Here is a 19,986-nt window from a genome sequence, read left to right as displayed (position 1 = left end):
GGAGTGATGAACACAATGAGGAGGAACAACACAGTGAAAGTATTTAAAAACTTTACGACACAATTGCTTGCGTGGATCTTGGTCACGTCCTTTATCACGGGCGGAGCGGTCGGCTACATCACGCTATTGCTTTTGACAGAACTCGAGATGGAACAAGGTCAGGTCATGCTCGTCGGTACGGTCGTGGCGCTACTTATCTCGTCACTCGGCGGCATCGTCATCTACTTGATCGCCCGTCGTCCACTGAAAGCGGTGGAGATGGCTTCAGAAAAAGCTGTCGAAGTTGGAAACGGTGATTTGACGGTCCACTTCGCGGACGAGAAGACGTCAGACCGTTCGGAGATGGGACGTTTGCTCTTATCGATGGACAACATGGTCGAGCACCTTCGCGAGCAAGGGACGAACATGCGCTACACGGCGGACCAGTTGACAGGTTCGGCGCAAGAGATCGCGGCAGCGGTCCAAGAAGGAAACGTCGCGGGTGAAAACATTCGAGTGGCGATGGATGCCCTCAACAAAATGTTAGAAGACAACGTCAGTGCGACGTACAACTCGATGGACTTACTTGGAGCGGTTGCGCGGACGATGGAGAGCATCCGTCAAGAGATGTCATCGGCGCTTGATTCAGCGAGCGAGATGCAACAGGAAGCGGAGAGCGGGAAAGGCCTCGCGTCGTCTTCGGTCAACGCGATGCATGCGATTGCTGGGAAAGTGGAGCAATCATCGACACTCAACAGCCAGTTGACGGAAATGACAGGCGAAATTTCACGCATCACGGATGTCATCAGTGACATCTCGGCACAGACGAACTTGCTTGCCTTGAACGCGTCGATTGAAGCGGCACGTGCCGGGGAGCATGGACGTGGATTTGCTGTCGTTGCGGCAGAAGTGAAAAAGCTCGCGGAACAAACGGCGAACTCGACTCAAGAAATCACGGATCTCATCGTAGATGTGAAACGTCTCGTTGGCGATACGTCATCATCGATGGCGAACGTGAAAGCGGAAGTGGAGACAGGCGTCGGCTTGGTTGAAAAAGCAGGCGGTGCGTTTGCATCGATCCACAATTCGGCAAATGAAGTATACAGCCATGTTCATTCGGTCGATTCACTCCTCGATGAGTCACGCGGTCAAATCGATTCGGTCGTGACAAACTCGGCAGGCATCGTCGGAATGGTCGAAGAAGCATCTCGTTATGCGAATGAAGTCACGTCAGCTGCGAGCCAGCAAGCGGCAAGTCTTGGTGAGGTGAACGGGGCGATGACGGAGTTGGTTCGCGTGGCGGAAAGTTTGCAGAATGAGACGGAACAAATGAAGGTGGAAGTGTAAGAGATAAGAGGAGACGTCCCAGTGATGGGGCGTTTTTTCTATTCAAAAGTAAGAATCTACAGGTTTTGAATAGAAAGTTGAAAAAAACACTAAACAGATACGAGATGACTCCGATATAGAGTATGGAAACGATAAAACGTTCCAAAAAATGCAAGGTGAGGGGCCGGCCTAAACCTTGCATGCTCGGACAAAAGGACTTGGAAGAGCGGAAAAACTTTTAACCTATGGAGGGAAATTACAATGATTATCAACAATAACATGAATGCAATGAACGCACATCGTAATATGTCGTTCAACACAACGCAAACTGGTAAAGCAATGGAGAAACTGTCTTCAGGTCTTCGCATCAACCGTGCAGGTGACGATGCGGCTGGTCTTGCGATTTCTGAAAAAATGCGTGGACAGATTCGTGGTTTAGATCAAGCGACGCGTAATGCTCAAGACGGAATTTCACTCATTCAAACAGCTGAAGGTGCTTTGAATGAAACACATTCAATTCTTCAACGTATGCGTGAACTATCGGTACAATCTTCGAATGATACGAATACTGATGCAGATCGTACAGAAATTCAAAAAGAAATTAATCAACTTACACAAGAAATCGATCGAATCGGTGAAAACACTGAATTTAACACTAAAAAATTACTGAACGGTAGTGCTGGTGTAGACATTACTGCATCAAACACTACAGTCAAGAATGTTACTGGAACAGCAGATACCAAGGCTGGGGTAATCAATTTGACTGCAGCTAATACTACTTTAGCATCGAAAGCATCACATGTTGATGCAACTTCTACTGCACTAGCAAACACAGGTGCAGCTATTGGTTCGGCAAGTGCGCTTGAAATCAACGGGACATCATTTAGCTTTGCATCAACTGATACAGTTCAGGATGTTTTAGATGTAATCAATGAAAAAGCAACAGCTACAGGCGTAACAGCAGAATGGGCAAATGGAACTGGTTTTACTTTTACATCGGTTGGTGAAGGTTCTGCTACAAAAATTGAATTTGGAACTGGTACAGGAACATTTGCAGGCACATCTGCTACAGATAACACTACAGGTACAGATGCAGTAATGGATCTTGGTGAATTAGGAGGTTCTTACAATGCTACTGGAAACAAAGTTACCGTGACTAGTGGAGATTACAAAGGACTCGAATTCACATTAACTGCAGATGCTAACGTTAGTATCACCGTCAACTCAAATAATGCTTTGAAACTACAAATTGGAGCAAATGCAGGTCAAGACATCAGTGTAGGCATCAATGATATGCGAGCTAAATCATTAGGTGTAGCAAATATCGATGTTACAAACCAATCTTCAGCAAGTGCGGCAGTCACAACAATCAATGATGCAATTGAGACTGTTTCTGCAGAACGCTCAAAAATGGGTGCTACTCAAAACCGTCTCGAACACACAATCAATAACTTGAGCACATCTGCAGAAAACCTCCAAGCAGCTGAATCACGTATTCGCGACGTAGACATGGCGAAAGAGATGATGAACTTCACGAAGAACAACATCCTTAACCAAGCATCACAAGCAATGTTGGCTCAAGCAAAATCTCAACCAGAAGCGGTTCTTCAACTCCTTCGGTAAGATTTTACGGGCGTCTTATCTGGTAACGGATAAGAATATAACTGGGTGAATTGCTGGAACTCCTTAGAGCCCTCCTTACGACAACGTGACTGGAAACGGTGGGCGTGAACGTTTTGAAAAAAGGAAGGGATTGGACAATCAGCAGCCAAGCATCTGTCAGGAAACTGTGATGAAGGTTCAACGACTAGGATGAACGACCTACCGACTTTGTGGTCCATGGTTATGAGATCCGTACCTCGACAACGGCGAGGGAAGTGCCCAGCCCCTATTTTACAATATTGATAATCAATATATCAGAATTGTAAAAGGGTGAAGATATAGTCTGGACCATATTGAAAAATATGGACATCTGCAAGCAAATCAACAGCCTCAAGCTGTACTTCAATTGCTCCGTTAATATAGCAATTGAATATGTAATCGTTATACTAAAAACCGTGGAGCTTATGCTTCACGGTTTTTCATGTCTTGCCATTTATATACGACTGACCAATACGTTCGATTTAAGCGTTGGGCAATTTCTTTGTCTGTCACACCTTGTTGTTTCCATTCAATCAGTGATGAGACTTCGTCATGACTGTAAGGTCTTGCAGGGATTGAGACGCGAATCGTATAGTCAGGGTGTGTTTGTTTATAATGTTTCGCTTCAGCGTCTAAACGGCTTTCCCAAGACAACTTATACATAAAGTCTGGAAGTTCAGCTTGGTAAGGTTTAAGTAAATTCAAAATATCAAATGTATCCGTCACTTTTGTCGTCTTTAAGTAATAACCCGTACCGCTTGGTGTACCTGATGTACGGACGTTGATCTTGTAATGATCTTTCATCCATGTAGCGAGCTGCTCTAATTGTTCTTTCGAAAAGGCTTGTAAATAGAAAGCGATATGTGGTGTGAATTGAATTTCTTTTTTTCTATGGTTGAATCGTTTACTGAGAAGAAGTGAACCGTCGTCTAAATACAGTGTCAGTATACATGCTGGGTGATAAATGTCTTTCAATAATTCGAATGGGATGTGCTTTTTATTGTTCGGATAAAAAAGAGGGAATAGTCTTGTCATAAGTGGGATAGATCGTGACACTAAATTATCCCCACGTAAATATAGTAAATCTGGAAGTTTTCGCTGTTTCCACTCCCGATAACTCAACTGACCTAAACTAAAATGTTCCCGGTAACTGTTGTTTATTCTTCTATCATACGCATAACACTTTGTGATTTCCCCATCTCCTAAAATACTAGCGACCAAAATAGCGACTTGTTCTTCAGATAGTCCTTCCCAGTCCATGATGTTTCTCTCCCTTATCAATTTTTCACCTCTTTTAAGTTATTCCCGAATTATTTGAATGACCTGATTCATTAATTTGTTGGCTTACATTGATTTATTGGTTGACATGTCGATAAGTAGAACAAGAGAAGGTGTTGTCGATTGAAAAAATTATTAAAGGAATTAGAAGCTATATCTTTCGAACAAAAGTGATTAGCTGAATTAGAAGACTTACTATTAACAATGCGATCGATTGCATATGAAGCGATCACGAGTGATGAGAAAAGAAGAGATCACTTACAAAAACAATTTGAAGAGTTACAAGCTCAGAAACGATAACCAATTGATTAAACTACTATAAACTTCATGCGTTTCAACCGATAAAGTCCATGAGAACAATTATAAGAGGAGTAGACCCATATGAACCCGACCATTTCAGAAGTCCGGCTTCACCTACCTTCTTCCGTCTTGCCGTATGAACAAACAAAAAACGTGTTCGTCGAAGCGAATCAAGCGAAGCTCGCCGACGAAGGCATCGTCATTCTTCCGACGCCTCAACACGTCACCAAATTAGAGGCGGCCGTCGAGAAGGCGAATCAAGTGCTCGAACAACAACGTACGGGCTTGAAGTTTATGAAACATGAAAAATTGAACGACTACTATATTCAAATCGTGGATACGAACAACGAAGTCATCCGCGAAATCCCTAGCAAGAAATCACTCGATTTCTTTGCGGCGTTCATGGAGTTCAACCAACTCTTTGATGAACGGGTATAAAGGAGGATTCTCATGACGACACCGATCCGATTTGGCGGACTCGCCAGTGGAATCGATACGGATACGATTATCAAACAATTGATGCAGGCCGAGCGTGCGCCGGTCGATAAACTCGAACAGAAGAAACAAACGACGGAGTGGAAGCGCGATGCGTATCGCGAAATCAACCGCTCCCTCATGACCCTACGGAACAGTGCGGTCGACTTGATGTTCAGCCGAAACTTCTATGCGAAGACGTCGAGTTCATCGGATGAGTCAAAAATCAGCGTGACTGCTGGACCATCAAGTGGAAATAGTGCGGTTCGGATTGACTCGGTAACACAGTTGGCCAGCTCGGCGACGACTATTTTAGATGCTGTCGATCGCAATGGGCAGAAGTTGACGAGTACGACAAAGTTATCAGACATGAATGGATTTGTTGCTGGTCAGAAGCGCGTCATTCAAGAAACGGCTGGAACCGAGTTAACGATTCCGAAAGATTTGGACTTTTCGACAGTCGTCTTAAAAGATGCGGCAGGAAACGTTTTAGATTCTACGGACTTTGCGTATGACGCAGCGACTGGTAAAGTCACTGCCACCAATACAACAAACTATCCTGGTGGAATCATTCCAAAAGATGTTTCTGCTTCGTTCGCCTCTGGGACTGGTTTTGAAATTCAGTACAAATCTAGTACAACCGGGACGTATCAAAAGATAGAATTAGGTGCGGACGCGACGGTACAAGATTTAATGAGCAAATTAAATAGTAAAGAGACAGGACTCTCTGCATTCTTTGAATCGTCTACTGGAAAAATCTCTTTGTCGACGAAAGAGACCGGGGCAACTTCTACTATTCAATTTGATACCAACTTCAAATCTGCCTTTAGTATGGGGACGGTTGTACCGACTGGACAAAATGCGAAGTTCGAAGTGAATGGGATTGAAGTCGAACGTGCTTCGAACACGACGACGATTGACAACATGACGTTGACATTAAAATCAACATTTGCGAGTGGACCAGTCACCCTCTCCGCTGCCACTGACACTCAAAAGATCTTTGACAACATCAAAGGCTTCGTCGATAAATACAATGAGACAATCGATCTCATGAACAAGAAGACACGCGAAGAACGCTTCCGTTCGTTCGCACCGCTCACGCAGGCGCAGCGTGATGAGTTGTCTGAAGATGAGATCAAGAAGTGGGAAGAGAAAGCGATGAGCGGGATGCTCCGTGGGGACACGATTCTTCGCGGAACGATGGACACGCTCCGTAGCAAATGGTCAGGCGCAACATCTACTACGAATGATCTTGATATGTCTCGCTTATTCCAGATCGGTCTCTCGACCGGTTCTGACTTCACGAACGGTGGAAAGATTGAGCTGAATGAAGAGAAGTTAAAAGCGGCCATCGAGAAAGATCCGGAACAAGTGTATAAACTTTTCACGGATGAAAATACAGGACTTCTTCCACAAATCCGTGACACCGCGAAAAACTCACGTGAGACCATCACGCGTATCGCCGGTGCGGACGGGGCTGGTGCTCCGACGTATTCAATGGGTCGCGAGATGACGCAGATGGATACACGAATCAAACGATTAAACGATTTACTCATCGATAAAGAAAACGCCTACTACCGTCGCTTCGCGGCGATGGAAACGGCGATGAACCAGGCGAACTCACAAGCCGCTTCACTTCAACAGTTTTTAGGCGGAGGCATGTAAGAGGAGGAATTTAAATGGTAGCCAATCCATACGCAGCTTATCAAAACAATGCGGTCACGACCGCAAACCCACAGGAACTGACGCTTATGCTTTATGACGGGGCGCTCAAGTTCATGCGCCTCGCCAAGCTTGCGATCGACCAGGGCAACCCTGATTTGAAGAACATCAATATCCAAAAGACACAAGCCATCTTCCAAGAGCTTCGTCTCACACTCAATAAAGACATCGCCATCTCGGCGAACTTGGACTCGCTCTATGAGTACATGTGGCGCCGTCTCGTCGATGCGAACGTCAAGAACGACACGACGATCCTCGACGAGGTACTCGATTTCACGACGGAACTCCGCGACACGTGGAAGGAAGCGATGAAACTCGCGAAGCAGTCATGATGCCGATTGATGAGATCATCTTAAAGACGCAGCGTCTGAAAGAGTTGCTGGCACAAGTCCCGGAGGAGCCGACGTATGACACGTGGATGGAACAAATCCATGAACTCTTAGACGATCGGGAACAGTTGCTCGCGGCGCACGGTCCTGATTTGGAGAAAGCCGATCAGACGGTTCTCAGGCAGCTCGTCGACGACAGTCAAAAAATTGCGCGTCTCATTGAGGCCGAGCACCAGCGTCTCGGGATGACGCTCGGGACGGCCCGAATGGAACGGAAGACGGTCAAATCGTACGTCGACCCGTATGAGGACGTCGATTCTAACTTCTCTGGTCTATTCGACCAACAGACGTAAAAAGCTCGAGGGCATACGCCTTCGAGCTTTGTTGTGTTAAGAGGTTTTCACTTGACGACGCATGCGAATGATGAAATACGAGATGGTAAACAAGATTAGACCACTTACCGTAAAATTTAAGTAGAGACGGACGGCATCTTGAAGTGACGTCACTGGCGTAGACCCACCAAACCAAAGGAGTGGCAGGATTGTCACGTGCATGACGCTCCAGTGAATGAAAATCTGCTTTTTGAACGACCATTGTCGGACTTCATAAATGACGCTCGTCAGTCCGAGAAAGAAAGCGACTCCGGCGTAGACGAGCATGGCGTGTACGCCGTCCATATTTCCTGACCACCCTTGGTAGAGCGCGAAGATTGCGAACGGCAGCGACCATAAGAGGCTCCGTACGAACCCTTTCTTCACTAATTGCATATGTATCATCCCTTTTTTAATTGTTATGAATATATACGAACATCATGCAAAAAGGTTTCGGATAAAAAGCGAAGATGAAATCACGTCTGTTTTCCGCTATAATCGGGTAAACATCATTGTAGCCGTTGCTTCTTTTCTGGAAAGAGGAGGGAAACGAGATGCGTGAGAAAGAGTCCAAACCGGTATCGTCACGGAAACGCCGTTATTTCGTCTATGGTCCAGAGGGAGCGTACGATGAGTATGTGGAACGGGACCCGAAACTCGAGGCATATGTCGAGGACGATACGCCGCTTGAAGATCGTCCGGACCCATACGAAGAAGAAGAGCTGAAATCAAGAGGATAAGTGTATATGTCAAGGTCCGATTGTGGACCTTGGCTTTTATTTTGCCTGGAACTTTTTCTTGTCACGGTATGGATTGCCAATTCGTTATATTCGTCTTAACCACATTACTTTGATTATGAAAAGGGAGAGATGAAGATGAACATGAAACGGTTTGGCTTACTAGTGGCGGTACCGCTCGCACTACTCGTCGGATGCGGGGAGGCGGATGAATTGAAGACGACGGCGACGGATACAGAAGAAGTGACAGAGGCGGTAGCGAGTTCGCCGGAGGAGGCGACTGCTGAAGATACGGACGTCCAACAAAGTGAACTCGGGACGAACAAGATTTATATGAAAAATAAGGAAGTCACGATCACGGAGACGATGGGACCGATTCAGTTCGCAATCGACAAAGTGCAGACGTCACGACTCACAGTCGCAGAAGCGTACAGCGATTCGTTCGATGGACAGGAAGAGGTGACTGTCGTCGCGATGAACATGATTGTCGAGAACACGGTCGATGAGACGATGAGTTTCCATCCGAACCAGGCGACGCTCGTGACGAACACGGGGGAGCAGGTGTCTTCAGACTTGTGGTTCTCAGATGACGTCGGTGGCGAATTTATGGGGAAAGTGAAGAAAGAAGGGAACGTTCTCTTCTTCGTGAAGGCGAAGCCAGAAGAGCTGACGGACTTGAAAGTCGTCATCGATGGACCGTTTAACGAGAACTTCGACAAAGTGGCAGAAGAACGCTACGAATATACGATCAACGTGACGAAATAAGATTAAGCGTGCCGAACGAGTGTCGGCACGTTTTTTGTATGGTCATTGGAAAATAAGTAGGTGAATGATCATAAAATATATGATTTTTCTAATTAGATGGGTACATATTCAATATAAGTCATTGTCCGACGAGATTTTCGAATAGGAGGGAGCGTGTCATGAAGGTTCGACATTGGTTGTTCACTTTGCCTCTCGTATTTCTGATTGGATGCGGGGAGACGGATGAGGCAACGAGTTCTGAAACTACCGAGCAGACCGAACAGACTACGGATGAAGAAACCACTTCTTCATCAGAAGGAAGTGAATCGAGCAAGGGTGAAGATAAGTCAGAAGGGATCGGTGGCTCCGAAGAGTTTGCGGTAGAGGAGGATGAGATTGGCATCAGTCAAATTTATATGAAAAATCGTAACCTAGGTATTGAAGAAAAGATCGGTCCAATCATTTTTCAGATTGATAAAGTGCAAACCCTTCGATTACAGGTTGCTTCTGATTTTCGTTTCATGTTCGATGATAAAAAAGAAGTGACCATCGTCTCGTTCAACGTGATTGTCGAAAATACGAGTGACGACACGGTCTCATTTCATCCGAATCAGGCCCGCCTCGTCACGAACACAGGAGAACAGGTAAACGCTGATATAATCATTTCGGAAGATGTCGGAGGAGAATTTTTAGGTAAAGTGAAGAAAGAGGGCGGGGTACTCTTTCATGTAGATTCGATGCCAGCAGAGTTGACCGAAGTGCGTTTTGTCGTAGAGGGTCCGTATAACGACCAATTCAATACGATTGCGGAAGACCGTTACGAATACACAATCGATGTATCGAAATAAATAAAGGGCGTGCCGAAACCAAACGGCACGCCCTCTTTGTCTAGTCTAAACCTGAACGATAGAGGATAATGAAGATATCCCATCTTTTAGGAGGTCAGTGATGAAGGATGTCTCTCTACTCAAATATGACCAAAAGCTCCATTATGAATGGTCGAGTCATGTCTTGGAAGAAACGGAGGATTACGTATTGTTGTATGCGAGGCCGGGGCGGACGCTCCAACATCATACGCGAGGCGCCTGTTATACATACGATTCTTACTCGCTGGAATGCTTCATGCGGCATGAAGGATTTACAGCACAGCTTGATTTAGAACAGGACGGCACGATGCGCTGGTACTCCAATATTGGCCTTCCCCCAACCATTACGGATGAGGAGATTCATTTCGTTGACTTGGATGTCGATCTCATTTCGAGAGAACCGGGTGAATGGCAACTCGTCGATGAAGAGGAGTTTGACATTAACCGGGTACGATACGGCTATCCAGATGCATTGGTTGAACACGTATGGCACACCGTTGCTGAGGTGAAACGACGAATCGAGCATCAGCAATTTCCGTTTGACGGTTCGCTAGAGCGTCGTCTCATCGAAATCGCTCAAGAGAAAACGTCTCACTTCCGCTGATGCGGTAGCGGGATCGACAAGACGTCCCAGTCGCTACCGGCAAATAGCTTCGATAGATAGACGATCTGTCCGACGTGATAGCCGTAATGCGACACTTGTCGCTCAATCGCATCGATCACGGAGTGGGCCTCCCCACGAATCATGACATCTTTTCCTAAGTCTTCTGGTGTCAGGTCGGCCAAGACGTCGTCCAACAGTTGCCAACGTTCATCCCACACCTGCATCAGTTCATCCCGGGACAACTGTTGGTCCTCGAACTCGGCGTCGCGATTCCGGTCCGGCTTCTCGCCGTCTGTCGTCAAGAAGTCAGTCCAGCGCGATTTCATATTGTTCGCCATGTGCTGGATGATGAGGGCGAGGGAGAGTGTATCGGGCGCGAGCGTCTTGTGCAGGTCCTCGTCACTCACTTGGACGAGCGCACTCTCAGCGAGTTGTTTCTGGCTGTTGAAGGTGGCACGTACGGTATCGAGATATTGCGTTTCAAACATGAGAAATCCTCCTTTAGTATGTAAGCTATTTGTTTATACCCCATCGTCGAACCTCTCAATGATAACCACGAAAAAAAGCGTAGGATTTAGCGTCCTACGCTTTCGTTTATGTATGCTCCAACCGAAAATCTTCCCAATGCGTCCGTGCCTGATTCCGAATCCGCTCCGATACTTCCTTACTGCTGAGAAGAATCCCATACCAGCGACGCGCGTCTTCGTAATAGTCGAGCGCGGCCGAGAGGTCGGCAATCCGAAGCATGAGCTGGTCGTACGGTAGACCAGTCCGAATCGGGTCCGTGTACGCCTCTTGCACCTCATTGTATTTATCGAGCGTGCGTTGCATCCATTCCTTCTCAGACGCCGTATCTCCAATCAACCGATACATCCAGACGATTCGCATCCCGAGCATGGCGACGACGGACGGTTTTTGTCCGCTCAACTGGGCTGTCATGACCGCAAACTTATAGAGAAGGATGACGTGCTCGTTCGTCCGGTCGCCTTTCAATACATCCGGGTTCACTTGTGTGAAGTAATGCGTCTCGAGTGCTTCCCGGTTATGTTTTCGCACCTTGTCGAACGAGTCATGGAAGACGAGGTGGCAGTGACCGCAGACGGTCGGCTCATACAAATACGGGTTCGGTCCGTCATACGTCGTATAGCCGTCCTTTTCGACCTCGAGCGGACGGATGTGACGTGACAATACACGCTGGGTCTTGCTTTCCTGTAAACAATACGGACATTTGACTTTCTTCAAAAACAAATGTTCTGCCATCTCGACACCTCACACATAGACGTTGACGAGCAATCCGCGAATCTCACCGACCTGGTCGAGGAGGGAGAGGCGTGAAGCTTCCCCTGAGATGACCTGATCCGTCAGCGCGAGGAGCTTTTGATCGACTTGTTCAACGACCTTGTAGATCTTCGCACGTCCCCGGCGGTTGAAACCGCGCTTGTCCTCGAGGCGGAGTGCCGCGTCAACGGCCTCTTTCATAAAGTCTTTGATCATTTTCTTATAATCGGCGAGCGCCTCGACCGTCTGGCTCTCGGCAAGAAGCTCTCCTTGTTCCTGAATCACGGCGATTTGGCGATGGAACCGCTCATGTTCGCGGTTTTCACGCTTTTGACCGATGACGTTTTGGAAGGAGACGCCGGGTTCGACTTCGGGGCGTTTTGCCTTACTTGAGCCGAGGAGCGATTGCGTCTCCATGATGCGACGAATGTCCATATGGGCAACCGTCCTTTCTTTAGGTTAGTTCAATAATTGTAACACGCCTTGCGGCAACGCGTTCGACTGCGCAATCATTGCCATGCCGGACTGATTCAAGATATTGAGTCGGGCGAAGTCCATCATTTCACGGGCCATGTCGGCATCACGGATTCGTGACTCGGACGCCGTCAAGTTCTCAGAACCGATGGCGACGACGCTGACGTTCGCCTCGAGCCGGTTTTGGATTGCCCCGAGCTTCGAACGTTCAAGTGATACGCGGTTGATGGCTGCATCGAACTTCGCGATTGCTTCTCCCGCTTTGTCTGGCGTCAATACGCTGAGGGAGTAATAGGAAACACTTGCTGTCGCTTGATCGTTGTCATGGTCGACAGGAGATAATGCTTCGCCTCCCGCTGTCGTCGTCGTGATGCCGAGTGCATGCGCGCGCATGTCTTCGACGTTCAAGACGACGGCCTCGTTATTACCGGCCCCGATTTGGAAGAAGAGTGTATTCGCGCCCTGCATGTATTCTCCGTTCATGATCTTCTTCGAGTTGAACTCGGTCGTCTCGGCGATTCGGGTCACTTCTTCCGTCAACGCGTTGATCTCTTCTTGGACGGCTTTCGCATCGTCCTCGCTGAGCGTCCCGTTCGCCGCTTGGACCGACAGTTCACGCATACGCTGGAGAAGGGAATGCGTCTCGTTCATCCCGCCTTCGAGCGTCTGAGTGAGCGAGATGCCGTCGAGTGTGTTGCGCTCAGCCATCGAGAGCGAGTCGAGGCGCATCCGCATCTTCTCGGAGATGGCGAGTCCTGCCGCGTCATCCGACGCCTTATTGATCCGGACCCCGCTCGAAAGTCGGTCCATCGTCTTCTTCATCGACGCCTGGTTCAAAGAGAGTGACGTATAGGCTTTTAACGCTTGGACGTTATTGGTAATTTTCATAGCGGTTTCCTCCAGTCGGGACAGATTGTGTTTTAGCGCGTTCCATCGCCTCGCTCCACGTCTTGTCGAGGTCGCTTGCGAGCGTATGTAGTTCTGCGATCTTTTGCTGATCCTGGTCGATGATCGCCTCGATGCTGGCGTTCGCCATATAGAGATAGATTTCATCAAGTTGCGCCGCGATGATGCCACCGCCGTCATGAAGTCCTTGATGGAGCTTAACCAACAGCTCGCGCGCTTGGCGCAGGTGACGATTTCGTTCGGCAATCGTCGAGCCTTGGGCGCGTTCGTAATGATACGTGAGTGCGTGTAACATCGCCTGTGTCAGTTCTTCAGGCCTCATTTCATATAACTGGGTTGGTTTCATCTTGGTTCTCCTTTAATGGAATCGAGTTCTTCTATCAACAGCAACACTTCCGCCATCACGTCATAGAGTTGCGGAGGGATGGCGTCCCCTAAGTCGAGGTCGAGCAGGTGTCCGAGCAAGGAATGGTCGTTCTCGACCGCCACGCCTCGGGCACGTGCCTCCTGTAGAATCTTTTCAGCGACGGCTCCCGTTCCGCGGGCGACGACGACGGGCGCTTTGTCCGTCGATTCGTCATAGCGGACGACCGCGGCCGTCTTTCGTTTCGTCAAATCCATGCGTTGGTACATCGTGGCCTCCTAAATTCTGAAGTCATAGCCGGTCGTCGGTGCTACTTTCGGCTCATCGACGACGCGTTCGGCTTTCGTGAGCGGTTTGAACTGGGTCGTCACGCTCTTATAGCCGATCGTCTCGAGCGTCTGTTCGATCTTGCCGAGGAGCGGGCGGGCGAGTCGTTCGACCGTCGCATCGTCATGCTCGAGCGTGAGGCGGAGGTTCCGGTCTTTCGCTTCGAGTTTGACACCGATTTCGCCGAGCCGAGGCGTCTCTAAGCGGATATAGAGGACGCTGTTCTCCCAGTCGACGACGTCACCGGCCTCGCGGTTTTGGATATGGACGTGAATCCCGGTGTCGATCTCCTGTACTTTCGCCGGAAGGGCGAAGAGGAGCTGGTGGAGCTGCCCACCATCGAGGCGGTTGAGCGTCTGTTGGACCTGAAGGAATGACGCGAGTCGCTGCGCTTCAGGGTTTGTCGTGTCACTTCGCACCGATAGAGCGGACGTCGGCGTGCTGTTCGCTTGGGCGAGCTGGGCCTGTGCCTGGACGCGTTGCGTCACTTCCTGGACGTGTCGACCGGATAGTGTCGCGTCAAGTTTCAGCGGCGTGACGTTCGGGATCTCCCCTGCGCGCATCGCGCCATGTGGGATATATTCGATCCGTGCCTGGTTCGGAGCGTAACGGAAGTCGTTCAACGTCGCCCGGACGTCTTTGACGAGTGCCGCGCTCTCTTGTGGCTTTGTCGATAGTAACGACAAGGCGAGGTCGAGCTTGGCGGTCATGGCGACGAGTTTTTTTTCCTGCGTCACATCTGTATGAAGGAGCGCGTCCGTCTTTTGGACAAGTTGCGTCAAGCGGGTCGAGACGGTCTCGAGCGCGGGACGTGCCGCATGAGGATTCGTCTCGATGAGTGAGGCGACTTGTCCGAGTTGTTTCGTCACCGTTGCCTGTTCGTTTCGGAACGTGTTCGTCACGTTCGCGAGATGACTCGTCACTTCCTTGACCATCACTTGTCGTCCGTTCACCGGTGGGAGCGGTAACGGTTCGGTGCGCTCCATCTTCGGTGGAGTTGGGAAGTCACGGATGACCCGGTCAATCGTCTCCGGCGTCGGTGTCACCCGTTCGCTCACGGGACGTGACAAGTTGACGAGTTCGACGTATCGCTCTTTTTGAGGATACGGGGCGTCTGATGATGGGGGTGTGAGGAGCTGTCTCGCCTCAGTTAAAGAAAGGACGGCAATCTCCCGTGCGACCTCACGCGGGACGGTCTGCGTATCGAGTGTCTTTAGATGAAGGATGACGTCGCGCATGTCTCCTTTGAAGGCCGTTTCAAGTAGGCGTACCGTGTCCTCGTTCATCGGCAAACGCCCGGACTGGAGCAGACGGCTGACGGCGCTTCGGACTTCGGGTGGAAGGGAAGCGAGGAGCGTCTGGATCTTCGCGTCGAGCTTTGACGATGCAGGTGGTGCGGGTTCAAGCGTCTCTTCCTTTTGTGGAACGACGGTCGCGAGCAAGACGCCGTCCTGTTCGGCAAGCGTCACGTGGAACGGGTTCGTCTTCGGAAGCCCGTCTTTGAATGTGACCTCGACTTCTTCGCCGTTGATCTTGACGATCGCGGAGTCGGGGCCTGTCTGTTTGACGAGCTCGGCCTTGTACGTCCGGTTCGTCTGGATGCCTGGTATGACCGAACTGACGGCGGTCGCTTGGGCTTGAATTTGCATGTTTGTCACCTCGACCATAATATCGACCTCTTTTTCAAAAAATGAAGCAAAACAAACGAAAAAAACCTTCCGTCTTTTCGACGGAAGGCGTGTCATGATTCAAGCGCTGGGCTCGCATTCAATTGTTGGAACCGGGCGACGAGTTCACCGGTCGCTTTCAGTTGGTTCCGAAGGACGTACGGTGTCGCGTTCGTCTGAATTTGATGTCCATCTTTTGTGAGGACGAGACCGTTCGGCTCCTCCTCAATGTTCAGTATGTCTCGAATATGGGACCAGGCATACCATTCACAATCGTCTCGCTTCGGAGACTTCGTCGGGAAGAAGACGAGTCCGGTTGTCGGTTCGATTACGACAGGGACTTTCCCTTTTACGCCGGCGACGCGTTTGGCGATGAAGATTCGTTCCTCGATCGAGCTGTTGTACTGGCGGCAAGAAAGTTGCAACAACTGGTACGGCCGGAGCGGGGTTGAAATCTCGGTGCCATCCTCGAGAATGATCCGTGACTGCTTCATAATGTCAAAGCAAGGGAGAATCGCCACGGTTCGCTTTGTGATGCGATATTTTTCCTCAGAATAGTAGGAGCGCATACGCTGCACCATCCTCCTCGTATTAGATTTTCAGGATCGGCTAAATGACAAACGGCACAAACCTAAATCATCCCTTCAATGATATATCACAAAAAATGTAAATTCAACAAGACAATATGAAAAGTAGGGAAATAGAATTCCAATGAAAGCCAAATGACGAAACGTTTACAAATATTTGAGAAAGTGTTTGTCACGCTTACAAGAAGGTGGTAAGATTAGCCGTAGAGGACAACCCTCTGTATTCTCCAATGGTGAAAGGAATGGATTTACACATGGTAGGTAAAGTAAAATGGTTTAACTCAGAAAAAGGTTTTGGATTCATCGAAGTAGAAGGCGGCAAAGACGTGTTCGTACACTTCTCAGCAATCCAATCTGAAGGCTACAAATCACTTGACGAAGGTCAAGACGTAGAGTTTGAAATCGTTGATGGCGAGCGTGGCCCACAAGCGGCTAACGTTGTAAAATTATAATTTCAAACCGTGAAGCCGGCTCCCTCGGGAGTCGGCTTTTTATTTTGTCTATATAATAAAAAAACGCGTTTAAAAATAGGTGGAATGGGTATTTTCTTTCTATACCTTTCGCTCGTTGTAGGAAATGTTGAATTCGGAACAAAATTGTCATTATTTTCTGATGATAACGTTTTCAAAAATAGCGATTTCGGGGTATAATATTAGTGAGCCACCTGGTTCCACTTTCTTTTAGAAATGAAGCAGGAGATTCCGTCACGTTCGACGAATCATTGGTTCAAGCGGTTATTTTAAGGAGGAGTTCAGATGATTTATAACATTCGCGGCGAAAACATTGAGGTCACACCAGCAATCAAAGACTATGTCGAGAAAAAGCTGGAGAAGTTGACTCGGTATTTCACAACTCCTACGGATGCACAGACGGCTTACGTCAACTTAAAAGTGTATAACGAGAAACAAAAAGTGGAAGTGACGATCCCGATGCCGAACTTGTTGCTCCGTGCCGAGGACATCAACCTCGACATGTACGCGGCAATCGACCTCGTCGTCGATAAATTGGAGCGTCAAATCCGTAAACACAAAACGAAACTCAACCGTAAAGGACGCGGGAAAGAAGGTGGCGTCGGCGAGTACTTTAAGTCCCTCGAAGGACCTGATGATGCACCGGCCGTCTACGATGAGGACGAGGCAGAACTCGAACTCGTACGTACGAAACGCTTCACATTGAAACCGATGGACACGGAAGAGGCGATTCTTCAAATGGACATGCTCGGTCACAGCTTCTTCGTCTTCTCTGACGCGGAAACGGGCAACACGAACGTCGTCTACCGTCGTAAAGATGGGAAGTATGGCTTGATCGAACCAGAATAATATACTTGACCTTACACGACCCTCCGGCTTCGGGGGGTCGTTTCGTTTTGCCTTTCCTTGAAAGGTGGCACCACTTCGGTTAAACTGTACATTAGGGAAAAAACATGCATTTTTTAGTGAGTGCAGAGGAGATATGAGTATGGCGAACTTTTTGAAAGAGTTATTTGCTCCACAGAAACGAGTATTGAAAAAAGCAGAGAAAGCGGCCGACTTGATCGAGTCGTTCGCCGAACCAATCAAAGCATTGTCAGACGAACAGCTTCAAGCGAAGACGGAAGAGTTCCGTGCACGCCTAGAGAAAGGCGAGACGCTCGACGATATCTTGCCAGAGGCGTTCGCAGTCTGTCGTGAGGCATCAGAGCGTGTGCTCGGCATGCGTCACTATCGTGTCCAGCTCATCGGGGGTTACGTGCTCCACAACGGTGACATCTCCGAGATGAAAACCGGGGAAGGGAAGACGCTCGTCGCGACACTTCCAGTCTACTTGAACGCGCTCACGGGCCGTGGCGTACACGTCGTAACGGTCAACGAATACTTGGCGAAGCGAGATAAAGAACTCATGGAGCCGCTCTATTTCGCACTCGGCCTCTCGGTCGGCCTCAACGTGTCGAACATGGACCGTGTCGAGAAACAGGCGGCCTACAACTGTGATATCACGTACTCAACGAACAACGAGCTCGGATTCGACTACCTTCGTGACAACATGGTCCTTTATAAGGAAGACCGTGTGCAACGCGAGCTTTACTATACGATCGTCGATGAAGTCGACTCGATCCTCGTCGATGAGGCGCGTACACCGCTCATCATCTCAGGATCGGCTCAAAAATCGACGGAGCTCTATACGCGTGCCGATGCATTCGTGCGTACGTTAAAAGAGGAAGACGATTACACGGTCGATGTGAAGACGAAATCGGTTCTCTTGACGGACCAAGGGGTCGACCTCGCCGAGAAGTTCTTCGGCATCGACAACTTGTTCGCAATCGAGCACGTCGCGGTCAACCACCATGTCGGGCTCGCCCTTCGTGCGAACGCGGTCATGCATCACGACATCGACTATATGGTGCGTGACGGGCAAGTCATGATCATCGACCAGTTCACGGGTCGTGTCATGGACGGACGTCGCTACTCGGAAGGTCTTCACCAGGCCATCGAGGCGAAAGAAGGCGTCGAGATTCAGCGTGAATCGATGACGCTCGCGACGATCACGTATCAGAACTACTTCCGTATGTACGAGAAGCTTGCCGGGATGACCGGTACGGCGAAGACAGAGGAAGAAGAGTTCCGCAACATCTACAACATGCAAGTCGTGACGATTCCGACGAATAAACCGATTCTTCGTGAGGACCGCTCAGACCTCATCTTCAAGTCGATGGAAGGGAAGTTCAAAGCCGTCGTCGAGGAGATCGCAACGGTCCATGCGACTGGTCAACCGATCCTTGTTGGTACGGTTGCCGTCGAAACGTCTGAATACTTGAGCAAGCTCTTGACGAAGAAGAAGATTCGTCACGATGTCTTGAACGCGAAGAATCACGCGCGTGAGGCAGAAATCATCGAGAACGCCGGTCAAAAAGGCTCGGTCACAATCGCGACGAACATGGCCGGTCGTGGTACCGACATCAAGCTCGGCGAAGGTGTCATCGACCTCGGTGGTCTCTATATCATCGGGACAGAGCGTCACGAGTCACGCCGGATCGATAACCAGCTCCGTGGTCGTTCAGGTCGTCAAGGGGACCCGGGTAAATCCCAGTTCTACTTGTCACTCGAAGATGAGCTCATGCGTCGCTTCGGAACGGACAGCCTCCAGAACATGATGGAGCGTCTCGGGATGGACGATACACAACCAATCGAGAGCCGTATGGTCTCGAAAGCGGTCGAATCGGCACAAAAACGCGTCGAAGGAAATAACTACGATGCACGTAAACAGCTTCTCGGTTACGATAACGTCATGGCCGACCAACGGAAAGTCATGTATAAAGACCGCTCGAGCATCCTCGAGAACGAGTCGGTCACAGACATCGTCCGTTCGATGATGGCACAGACGGTCGAACTCGGTGTCGGTCAATACACACCAATCGAACTCGTGCCGGAAGAGTGGAACATCGACGAGCTCGCACATTGGGCAAACCAGACGCTCGCGCTCGAGCGTACGGTCGAAGGCAAAGACTTCTTCGGCAAAGAACGCGAAGAGATCATCGAACTCCTCATGGAGCGCGTGAACGAGCAGTACGAGGCGAAACGTCAACTCGCACCGCCTGAGCGCTTCAACGAGTTCGAGAAGATCATTGTGCTCCGTGCCGTCGACTCGCACTGGATGTCTCACATCGACCACATGGATCAGTTGCGTCAAGGGATTCATCTCCGTGCATACGGACAGAACGACCCGCTCCGCGAGTATCAGGCGGAAGGGATCAACATGTTCGATGCGATGAACGCAGCCATCTCAGAAGAAGTGACAGGCTTCGTGCTCCGTGCCGAAGTCGGGGACAACCTCCGACGCGAGAAAGTCGTCGAAGAGGAAGTTGCCGTCTCAGGGAAGGAAGACGCACCGGTCAAGAAAAAACCGGTCCGTCGTTCGAAAGAAGACAGCATCGGCCGGAACGATCCGTGCTGGTGTGGGTCTGGTAAGAAGTTCAAGAACTGTCACGGTAGACAACAGGCTTAATTATTGAAGAGGCGGGTCCGCTCGCCTCTTT

23 protein-coding genes are annotated in these 19,986 nt (G+C 49.3%); 13 read left to right on the top strand and 10 right to left on the bottom strand.

Annotation, left to right across the window (positions count from 1 at the left end; translation table 11 throughout):
- Nucleotides 1–33 precede the first annotated feature (33 nt).
- Nucleotides 34–1,326, top strand: coding sequence for a methyl-accepting chemotaxis protein (locus KNP04_RS03490; RefSeq protein WP_214874660.1), 1,293 nt, complete (start codon nt 34–36; stop codon nt 1,324–1,326).
- A 240-nt stretch (nt 1,327–1,566) separates the two neighbouring features.
- Nucleotides 1,567–2,928: a flagellin N-terminal helical domain-containing protein gene (locus KNP04_RS03485; RefSeq protein ID WP_214874659.1), complete on the top strand. Its 1,362-nt coding sequence runs from the start codon at nt 1,567–1,569 to the stop codon at nt 2,926–2,928.
- A gap of 441 nt (nt 2,929–3,369) precedes the next feature.
- Here the strand turns inward: KNP04_RS03485 and KNP04_RS03480 are convergent, their stop codons facing one another.
- Nucleotides 3,370–4,206 carry an endonuclease gene (locus tag KNP04_RS03480; RefSeq protein WP_214874658.1) on the bottom strand — a complete coding sequence of 279 codons (837 nt, stop codon included), beginning with the start codon at nt 4,204–4,206 and terminating at the stop codon, nt 3,370–3,372.
- A gap of 399 nt (nt 4,207–4,605) precedes the next feature.
- Between KNP04_RS03480 and KNP04_RS03475 the strand changes: the two genes are divergently transcribed.
- Genes KNP04_RS03475 through KNP04_RS03460 form a run of 4 tightly spaced genes read left to right on the top strand, consistent with a single transcriptional unit; the run spans nt 4,606 to nt 7,402 of the window.
- On the top strand, nt 4,606–4,962 hold the full coding sequence (locus tag KNP04_RS03475; protein ID WP_114165849.1) for a flagellar protein FlaG: 357 nt from the start codon (nt 4,606–4,608) through the stop codon (nt 4,960–4,962).
- A gap of 12 nt (nt 4,963–4,974) precedes the next feature.
- The gene (fliD, locus tag KNP04_RS03470) at nt 4,975–6,663 is read left to right on the top strand and encodes a flagellar filament capping protein FliD (RefSeq protein WP_214874657.1); all 1,689 of its coding nucleotides are present in this window, start codon (nt 4,975–4,977) and stop codon (nt 6,661–6,663) included.
- A 14-nt stretch (nt 6,664–6,677) separates the two neighbouring features.
- Complete coding sequence (gene fliS / locus KNP04_RS03465) at nt 6,678–7,052, top strand: flagellar export chaperone FliS (RefSeq protein WP_214758342.1); 375 nt, start codon at nt 6,678–6,680, stop codon at nt 7,050–7,052.
- Nucleotides 7,052–7,402 carry a flagellar protein FliT gene (locus tag KNP04_RS03460; RefSeq protein ID WP_251125722.1) on the top strand — a complete coding sequence of 117 codons (351 nt, stop codon included), beginning with the start codon at nt 7,052–7,054 and terminating at the stop codon, nt 7,400–7,402. Before fliS ends, KNP04_RS03460 begins: the two co-directional genes overlap by 1 nt.
- A 36-nt stretch (nt 7,403–7,438) precedes the next feature.
- Here the strand turns inward: KNP04_RS03460 and KNP04_RS03455 are convergent, their stop codons facing one another.
- Nucleotides 7,439–7,816 carry a DUF3021 family protein gene (locus tag KNP04_RS03455; protein WP_214874656.1) on the bottom strand — a complete coding sequence of 126 codons (378 nt, stop codon included), beginning with the start codon at nt 7,814–7,816 and terminating at the stop codon, nt 7,439–7,441.
- A gap of 158 nt (nt 7,817–7,974) precedes the next feature.
- On the opposite strand from KNP04_RS03455, the gene KNP04_RS03450 reads away from it, so the two are divergent.
- The 4 genes from KNP04_RS03450 to KNP04_RS03435 all read left to right on the top strand — a co-directional run bounded on the left by KNP04_RS03450 (nt 7,975) and on the right by KNP04_RS03435 (nt 10,371).
- The gene (locus KNP04_RS03450) at nt 7,975–8,160 is read left to right on the top strand and encodes a hypothetical protein (RefSeq protein ID WP_214693614.1); all 186 of its coding nucleotides are present in this window, start codon (nt 7,975–7,977) and stop codon (nt 8,158–8,160) included.
- A gap of 135 nt (nt 8,161–8,295) precedes the next feature.
- Nucleotides 8,296–8,922 (top strand): hypothetical protein, encoded by a 627-nt coding sequence (locus tag KNP04_RS03445; RefSeq protein ID WP_214874655.1) that lies wholly within the window; start codon nt 8,296–8,298, stop codon nt 8,920–8,922.
- A 158-nt stretch (nt 8,923–9,080) separates the two neighbouring features.
- The gene (locus KNP04_RS03440; protein WP_214874654.1) at nt 9,081–9,749 is read left to right on the top strand and encodes a DUF4352 domain-containing protein; all 669 of its coding nucleotides are present in this window, start codon (nt 9,081–9,083) and stop codon (nt 9,747–9,749) included.
- A 100-nt stretch (nt 9,750–9,849) separates the two neighbouring features.
- Nucleotides 9,850–10,371: a DUF402 domain-containing protein gene (locus KNP04_RS03435; RefSeq protein WP_214874653.1), complete on the top strand. Its 522-nt coding sequence runs from the start codon at nt 9,850–9,852 to the stop codon at nt 10,369–10,371.
- Here KNP04_RS03435 and KNP04_RS03430 read toward each other — a convergent pair.
- The 8 genes from KNP04_RS03430 to KNP04_RS03395 form a co-directional block, all read right to left on the bottom strand.
- The gene (locus KNP04_RS03430; protein ID WP_214874652.1) at nt 10,359–10,859 is read right to left on the bottom strand and encodes a DUF1572 family protein; all 501 of its coding nucleotides are present in this window, start codon (nt 10,857–10,859) and stop codon (nt 10,359–10,361) included. The two genes, KNP04_RS03435 and KNP04_RS03430, sit on opposite strands and share 13 nt — an antisense overlap.
- A gap of 106 nt (nt 10,860–10,965) precedes the next feature.
- Nucleotides 10,966–11,631: a DUF2225 domain-containing protein gene (locus KNP04_RS03425; protein WP_214874651.1), complete on the bottom strand. Its 666-nt coding sequence runs from the start codon at nt 11,629–11,631 to the stop codon at nt 10,966–10,968.
- A gap of 9 nt (nt 11,632–11,640) precedes the next feature.
- On the bottom strand, nt 11,641–12,084 hold the full coding sequence (locus tag KNP04_RS03420) for a YaaR family protein (RefSeq protein WP_214874650.1): 444 nt from the start codon (nt 12,082–12,084) through the stop codon (nt 11,641–11,643).
- Nucleotides 12,085–12,108: 24 nt separating this feature from the next.
- Nucleotides 12,109–13,011 carry a flagellin N-terminal helical domain-containing protein gene (locus tag KNP04_RS03415; RefSeq protein ID WP_214874649.1) on the bottom strand — a complete coding sequence of 301 codons (903 nt, stop codon included), beginning with the start codon at nt 13,009–13,011 and terminating at the stop codon, nt 12,109–12,111.
- Nucleotides 12,995–13,375, bottom strand: a complete 381-nt coding sequence (locus KNP04_RS03410) for a flagellar export chaperone FliS (protein WP_214874648.1) — start codon at nt 13,373–13,375, stop codon at nt 12,995–12,997. Before KNP04_RS03410 ends, KNP04_RS03415 begins: the two co-directional genes overlap by 17 nt.
- Nucleotides 13,372–13,662 (bottom strand): EscU/YscU/HrcU family type III secretion system export apparatus switch protein, encoded by a 291-nt coding sequence (locus KNP04_RS03405; protein ID WP_074033686.1) that lies wholly within the window; start codon nt 13,660–13,662, stop codon nt 13,372–13,374. The genes KNP04_RS03410 and KNP04_RS03405 overlap by 4 nt, the downstream gene beginning before the upstream one ends.
- Nucleotides 13,663–13,671: 9 nt before the next feature.
- Nucleotides 13,672–15,369, bottom strand: coding sequence for a hypothetical protein (locus KNP04_RS03400; RefSeq protein ID WP_251129817.1), 1,698 nt, complete (start codon nt 15,367–15,369; stop codon nt 13,672–13,674).
- Nucleotides 15,370–15,461: 92 nt separating this feature from the next.
- A complete protein-coding gene (locus tag KNP04_RS03395; RefSeq protein ID WP_214745974.1) occupies nt 15,462–15,956 on the bottom strand; it encodes a competence protein ComK in 495 nt (164 codons plus the stop codon).
- A 272-nt stretch (nt 15,957–16,228) separates the two neighbouring features.
- On the opposite strand from KNP04_RS03395, the gene cspD reads away from it, so the two are divergent.
- The 3 genes from cspD to secA all read left to right on the top strand — a co-directional run bounded on the left by cspD (nt 16,229) and on the right by secA (nt 19,955).
- Nucleotides 16,229–16,426 carry a cold-shock protein CspD gene (cspD, locus tag KNP04_RS03390; RefSeq protein ID WP_012726946.1) on the top strand — a complete coding sequence of 66 codons (198 nt, stop codon included), beginning with the start codon at nt 16,229–16,231 and terminating at the stop codon, nt 16,424–16,426.
- Nucleotides 16,427–16,729: 303 nt separating this feature from the next.
- Entirely contained in the window at nt 16,730–17,293 is a 564-nt protein-coding gene (gene hpf, locus KNP04_RS03385; RefSeq protein ID WP_214687196.1) for a ribosome hibernation-promoting factor, HPF/YfiA family, read from the top strand.
- Nucleotides 17,294–17,432: 139 nt separating this feature from the next.
- Nucleotides 17,433–19,955 carry a preprotein translocase subunit SecA gene (secA, locus tag KNP04_RS03380; protein WP_214693597.1) on the top strand — a complete coding sequence of 841 codons (2,523 nt, stop codon included), beginning with the start codon at nt 17,433–17,435 and terminating at the stop codon, nt 19,953–19,955.
- Nucleotides 19,956–19,986 lie beyond the last annotated feature (31 nt).

The organism is Exiguobacterium sp. CH10 (assembly GCF_018617635.1).
In the GTDB taxonomy this organism is placed as follows: domain Bacteria; phylum Bacillota; class Bacilli; order Exiguobacteriales; family Exiguobacteriaceae; genus Exiguobacterium; species Exiguobacterium aestuarii_A.
This window is presented reverse-complemented; position numbering and strand designations above follow the sequence as displayed.

Excerpts from the sequence above, each read along its gene's own strand:
- KNP04_RS03485 (WP_214874659.1), top strand. The coding sequence starts at position 1,567 with ATGATTATCAACAATAACATGAATGCAATGAACGCACATCGTAATATG.
- KNP04_RS03480 (WP_214874658.1), bottom strand. The coding sequence starts at position 4,206 with ATGGACTGGGAAGGACTATCTGAAGAACAAGTCGCTATTTTGGTCGCT.
- KNP04_RS03475 (WP_114165849.1), top strand. The coding sequence starts at position 4,606 with ATGAACCCGACCATTTCAGAAGTCCGGCTTCACCTACCTTCTTCCGTC.
- fliD (WP_214874657.1), top strand. The coding sequence starts at position 4,975 with ATGACGACACCGATCCGATTTGGCGGACTCGCCAGTGGAATCGATACG.
- fliS (WP_214758342.1), top strand. The coding sequence starts at position 6,678 with ATGGTAGCCAATCCATACGCAGCTTATCAAAACAATGCGGTCACGACC.
- KNP04_RS03460 (WP_251125722.1), top strand. The coding sequence starts at position 7,052 with ATGCCGATTGATGAGATCATCTTAAAGACGCAGCGTCTGAAAGAGTTG.
- KNP04_RS03455 (WP_214874656.1), bottom strand. The coding sequence starts at position 7,816 with ATGCAATTAGTGAAGAAAGGGTTCGTACGGAGCCTCTTATGGTCGCTG.
- KNP04_RS03450 (WP_214693614.1), top strand. The coding sequence starts at position 7,975 with ATGCGTGAGAAAGAGTCCAAACCGGTATCGTCACGGAAACGCCGTTAT.
- KNP04_RS03445 (WP_214874655.1), top strand. The coding sequence starts at position 8,296 with ATGAACATGAAACGGTTTGGCTTACTAGTGGCGGTACCGCTCGCACTA.
- KNP04_RS03440 (WP_214874654.1), top strand. The coding sequence starts at position 9,081 with ATGAAGGTTCGACATTGGTTGTTCACTTTGCCTCTCGTATTTCTGATT.
- KNP04_RS03435 (WP_214874653.1), top strand. The coding sequence starts at position 9,850 with ATGAAGGATGTCTCTCTACTCAAATATGACCAAAAGCTCCATTATGAA.
- KNP04_RS03430 (WP_214874652.1), bottom strand. The coding sequence starts at position 10,859 with ATGTTTGAAACGCAATATCTCGATACCGTACGTGCCACCTTCAACAGC.
- KNP04_RS03425 (WP_214874651.1), bottom strand. The coding sequence starts at position 11,631 with ATGGCAGAACATTTGTTTTTGAAGAAAGTCAAATGTCCGTATTGTTTA.
- KNP04_RS03420 (WP_214874650.1), bottom strand. The coding sequence starts at position 12,084 with ATGGACATTCGTCGCATCATGGAGACGCAATCGCTCCTCGGCTCAAGT.
- KNP04_RS03415 (WP_214874649.1), bottom strand. The coding sequence starts at position 13,011 with ATGAAAATTACCAATAACGTCCAAGCGTTAAAAGCCTATACGTCACTC.
- KNP04_RS03410 (WP_214874648.1), bottom strand. The coding sequence starts at position 13,375 with ATGAAACCAACCCAGTTATATGAAATGAGGCCTGAAGAACTGACACAG.
- KNP04_RS03405 (WP_074033686.1), bottom strand. The coding sequence starts at position 13,662 with ATGTACCAACGCATGGATTTGACGAAACGAAAGACGGCCGCGGTCGTC.
- KNP04_RS03400 (WP_251129817.1), bottom strand. The coding sequence starts at position 15,369 with ATGCAAATTCAAGCCCAAGCGACCGCCGTCAGTTCGGTCATACCAGGC.
- KNP04_RS03395 (WP_214745974.1), bottom strand. The coding sequence starts at position 15,956 with ATGCGCTCCTACTATTCTGAGGAAAAATATCGCATCACAAAGCGAACC.
- cspD (WP_012726946.1), top strand. The coding sequence starts at position 16,229 with ATGGTAGGTAAAGTAAAATGGTTTAACTCAGAAAAAGGTTTTGGATTC.
- hpf (WP_214687196.1), top strand. The coding sequence starts at position 16,730 with ATGATTTATAACATTCGCGGCGAAAACATTGAGGTCACACCAGCAATC.
- secA (WP_214693597.1), top strand. The coding sequence starts at position 17,433 with ATGGCGAACTTTTTGAAAGAGTTATTTGCTCCACAGAAACGAGTATTG.